General features: G+C 70.2%; 4 protein-coding genes. All 4 read left to right on the top strand.

Annotation, left to right across the window (positions count from 1 at the left end; translation table 11 throughout):
- Window positions 1-211 precede the first annotated feature (211 nt).
- Window positions 212-2158 carry a squalene--hopene cyclase gene (gene shc / locus KN815_RS32635; protein WP_216345465.1) on the top strand — a complete coding sequence of 649 codons (1947 nt, stop codon included), beginning with the start codon at window positions 212-214 and terminating at the stop codon, window positions 2156-2158.
- Window positions 2158-2904 (top strand): phosphorylase family protein, encoded by a 747-nt coding sequence (locus tag KN815_RS32630; RefSeq protein WP_216345464.1) that lies wholly within the window; start codon window positions 2158-2160, stop codon window positions 2902-2904. The genes shc and KN815_RS32630 overlap by 1 nt, the downstream gene beginning before the upstream one ends.
- Entirely contained in the window at window positions 2855-3880 is a 1026-nt protein-coding gene (hpnH, locus tag KN815_RS32625; protein ID WP_216345463.1) for an adenosyl-hopene transferase HpnH, read from the top strand. Before KN815_RS32630 ends, hpnH begins: the two co-directional genes overlap by 50 nt.
- A 4-nt stretch (window positions 3881-3884) precedes the next feature.
- A partial coding sequence (locus tag KN815_RS32620; RefSeq protein ID WP_216345462.1) for a flavodoxin-dependent (E)-4-hydroxy-3-methylbut-2-enyl-diphosphate synthase occupies window positions 3885-4452 on the top strand: 568 nt, incomplete at its 3' end.

The following is a 4452-nucleotide window of genomic DNA, read 5'->3' as shown; positions in this document are numbered from 1 at the left end:
GACAGCATGCGACCGCCCTGGCGGCGCTGGACTCGGTGGACATGCCCGCCGAGATCCGGGCGCGGTTCGTGGCGCTCGCCGATTTCGTCGTCGTACGAGAGAGATGATCGCCATGGACCGCTAGTTCGCAGTCGCCGGCCGGCACCCAGCCGGGGTGCCGGCCGACGGAAGCCCCAAAGACGGCAGATGACCACACTGCAGAGGGGAAGCCATGACAGCGACACCAACCGTCCAACCCTCCGAGTCATCCGAGTCCAAAACCTTAAGCGTCGCCCGTGACGCGACGGCGCGTGCGGTGGAGCACCTGCTGTCCCGCCAGGACGAGCGGGGCTGGTGGAAGGGCGACCTGGAGACCAACGTCACCATGGATGCCGAGGATCTGATGCTCCGGCAGTTCCTCGGCATCCAGGACCCCGACACCCTCGACGCCGCGGCCCGCTTCCTCCGCTCCCAGCAGGGCGCCGACGGCACCTGGGCCTCCTTCCACGGCGGCCCGCCCGAGCTCTCCACCACCATCGAGGCGTATGTCGCCCTGCGGCTGGCCGGGGACGAGCCCGACGCCCCCCATATGGCCGCCGCCTCCGCCTGGGTGCGCTCCCGCGGCGGCATCGCGGCGGCCAGGGTGTTCACCCGGATCTGGCTGGCCCTCTTCGGCTGGTGGCGCTGGGAGGACCTGCCCGAGCTGCCACCGGAGATCATCTACTTCCCGAAGTGGCTGCCGCTCAACATCTACGACTTCGGCTGCTGGGCCCGGCAGACCATCGTGCCGCTGACCATCGTCTCGGCCAAACGGCCGGTGCGCCCGGCCCCCTTCCCCCTCGACGAGCTCCACACCGACGCCCGCAGACCCAACCCGCCCCGCCCGCCGGCCCCCATCGCCTCCTGGGACGGCGCCTTCCAGCGGCTGGACCGGGCCCTGCACGCCTACCACAAGGTCGCCTTCCGCCCGCTGCGCCGGGCCGCGCTGCGCTCCTGCGCCCGCTGGATCGTGGAGCGCCAGGAGAACGACGGCTGCTGGGGCGGCATCCAGCCACCCGCCGTCTACTCCGTCATCGCCCTCCATCTGTGCGGCTACGACCTCGACCACCCGGTGATGCGCGCCGGTCTGGAGTCGCTCGACCGCTTCGCGGTGTGGCGCGAGGACGGCAGCCGGATGATCGAAGCCTGTCAGTCCCCGGTCTGGGACACCTGCCTGGCCGCCATCGCGCTCGCCGACGCCGGGCTCCCCCCGGACCACCCGGCGCTGGTCAAGGCCGCCGACTGGATGCTGGCCGAGCAGATCGACCGGCCCGGGGACTGGTCGGTGCGGCGGCCCGGTCTCCCCTCCGGCGGCTGGGCGTTCGAATTCCACAACGACAACTACCCCGACATCGACGACACCGCCGAGGTCGTCCTGGCGCTGCGCCGGGTCGACCACCCCGAGCCCGAGCGGATCGAGGCGGCCGTGCGGCGCGCCATGCGCTGGACCCTGGGCATGCAGTCCAAGAACGGGGCATGGGGCGCGTTCGACGTCGACAACACCAGCCCGCTCCCCAACAAGCTGCCGTTCTGCGACTTCGGTGAGGTCGTCGACCCGCCGTCGGCCGATGTCACCGCGCATGTCGTCGAGATGCTCGCCCACGAAGGGAGGACGTACGACGCCCGCACCCGGCGCGGTATCGCCTGGCTGCTGTCCGAGCAGGAGCCGAGCGGCGCCTGGTTCGGCCGCTGGGGCACCAACTACGTCTACGGCACCGGCTCCGTCGTCCCCGCCCTGATCGCCGCGGGCGTCCCGGCCTCCCATCCGGCGGTCCGCCGGGCCGTCCGCTGGCTGGAGAGCGTCCAGAACGAGGACGGCGGCTGGGGCGAGGACCAGCGCTCCTACCTCGACGCCGAATGGATGGGCAGGGGCGCCTCCACCGCCTCGCAGACGGCGTGGGCGCTGCTCGCGCTGCTGGCGGCGGGGGAGCGGGACGGCTCGGCCGTCGAGCGCGGGGTCACCTGGCTCGCCGAGACCCAGCGGGAGGACGGCTCCTGGGACGAGCCGTACTTCACCGGCACCGGCTTCCCCTGGGACTTCTCCATCAACTACCACCTGTACCGGCAGGTCTTCCCGGTCACGGCACTCGGCCGGTATGTCCACGGCGAGCCCACCGGGGCGCGACCGCGGAGCGGCTGATGTCAGCCGATCCGGCCCCGGAGGCCGACGGTGCCGCGCTGCTGATCGCCTGTGCGCTCGGCATCGAGCGGTTCGCCCTGCGCGGCGCCGGGACCGGCGCCGCCGCCGGGCCCGTGACCGTGCTCCGTACGGGCATGGGGCCGCAGGCCGCCGAGCGCGCCGTGACCCGGGCGCTGACCGGAAGGTCCGGTGAGCCCGGCGAGCCGGAGGTGTGCGGGCAGCCGCGCACCGCCGTCATCGCCACCGGCTTCTGCGCCGGACTGGCCCCCGGGATACACCCCGGGGACATCGTTGTCGCCGACGAGACCCGCGATCCGGCGGGCCGCACCGAATGCACCGGCACCCGGATCCTCGCCGACGCCCTGTCACATCCGATCCCCGGCGGCCCCCGCCGGAGAGTTCACATCGGCCCGGTGGTGGGCTCCGACCATGTGGTGCGCGGTGCGGAACGGGCCGCATTGCACAGCACCGGCGCCATCGCGGTGGACATGGAGTCCGCCGCGACCCTGCGCACCGCGGTAAGCCACGGCGTCCGTCCGGTTGCGGCCGTCCGGGTGGTCGTGGACGCTCCTGAACATGAACTCGTCCGTATCGGCACGCTGCGCGGTGGAATATCAGCTTTCCGGGTACTGCGGACCGTTCTTCCCGCTTTCTTTCACTGGCACCGTTCTTCGCTGCTCCCAGGAGGTGAGCTAGATGGCCATGCCTCTCCGCCAGACCATCCGGGTCGCGACGTATCTCTTTGAACAGAAGATGATCAAGCGGCGGGACAAGTTCCCGCTGATCGTCGAGCTAGAGCCGCTGTTCGCGTGCAATCTCAAGTGCGAGGGCTGCGGAAAGATCCAGCATCCGGCAGGGGTCCTCAAGCAGCGCATGCCCGTCGCCCAGGCGGTCGGCGCGGTGCTGGAGTCGGGTGCGCCGATGGTGTCCATCGCGGGCGGCGAGCCCCTGATGCATCCGCAGATCGACGAGATCGCCCGGCAACTGGTGCAGCGGAAGAAGTATGTCTTCCTGTGCACCAACGCGATGCTGCTGCGGAAGAAGATGCATCTGTTCACCCCCTCCCCGTACTTCGCCTTCGCGGTGCACATCGACGGGCTGCGGGAGCGGCACGACGAATCGGTGGCGAAGGAGGGGGTGTTCGACGAGGCGGTGGAGGCCATCAAGGAGGCCAAGCGGCGCGGCTTCCGGGTCACCACCAATTCCACGTTCTTCAATACCGACACCCCGCAGACCGTCGTCGACGTGCTCGACTTCCTCAATGACGAGCTGAAGGTGGACGAGATGATGATCTCGCCCGCCTACGCCTATGAGAAGGCGCCCGACCAGGAGCACTTCCTGGGCGTCGAGCAGACCCGCGAGCTGTTCCGCAAGGCGTTCGCCGGAGGCAACCGGCGCCGCTGGCGGCTCAACCACAGCCCGCTCTTCCTCGACTTCCTCGAGGGCAAGGCGGACTTCCCGTGCACCGCGTGGGGCATCCCCAACTACTCGCTCTTCGGCTGGCAGCGCCCCTGCTATCTGATGAGCGACGGCTATGTGCCGACCTACCGCGAGTTGGTCGAGGAGACCGACTGGGACAAGTACGGCCGCGGCAAGGACCCGCGCTGCGACAACTGCATGGCCCACTGCGGCTATGAGCCCACCGCGGTCCTGGCGACCATGGGCTCCCTCAAGGAGTCGCTGCGCGCCGCCCGGGAGACCGCCGCCGGAAGCAACGGGTGACGGGATGAGCTCAGCACAACCGGTGGCACTCGGCCTGCCCGCCATGCCGGGCAGGCCGCTCGCACCACGCCGGGTCTCCCGCCGCCTCCAGGTCGGTCCGGTGGCCGTGGGCGGCGACGCTCCGGTCTCGGTTCAGTCGATGACGACGACGGTGACGGCGGATATCGGGGCGACGCTCCAGCAGATCGCGGAGCTGACGGCGTCGGGTTGTCAGATCGTGCGGGTGGCGTGTCCGTCGCAGGATGACGCGGACGCGTTGCCGGTGATCGCGAAGAAGTCGCAGATCCCGGTGATCGCGGACATTCATTTCCAGCCGAAGTATGTGTTCGCGGCGATCGATGCCGGGTGTGCGGCGGTGCGGGTGAATCCGGGGAACATCCGGCAGTTCGACGACAAGGTCAAGGAGATCGCGCGGGCGGCCTCGGACGCGGGTGTGCCGATCCGTATCGGGGTGAACGCGGGGTCGCTGGACAAGCGGCTGCTGGAGAAGTACGGGAAGGCCACGCCGGAGGCGTTGGTGGAGTCGGCGTTGTGGGAGTGCTCGCTGTTCGAGGAGCATGGTTTCCGGGATA

This window comes from Streptomyces niphimycinicus (genome assembly GCF_018883605.1).
GTDB classification, from domain to species: Bacteria; Actinomycetota; Actinomycetes; order Streptomycetales; family Streptomycetaceae; genus Streptomyces; species Streptomyces niphimycinicus.
The sequence above is the reverse complement of the archived record's forward strand: the minus strand, read 5'-3'. Positions and strand labels throughout refer to the sequence as shown.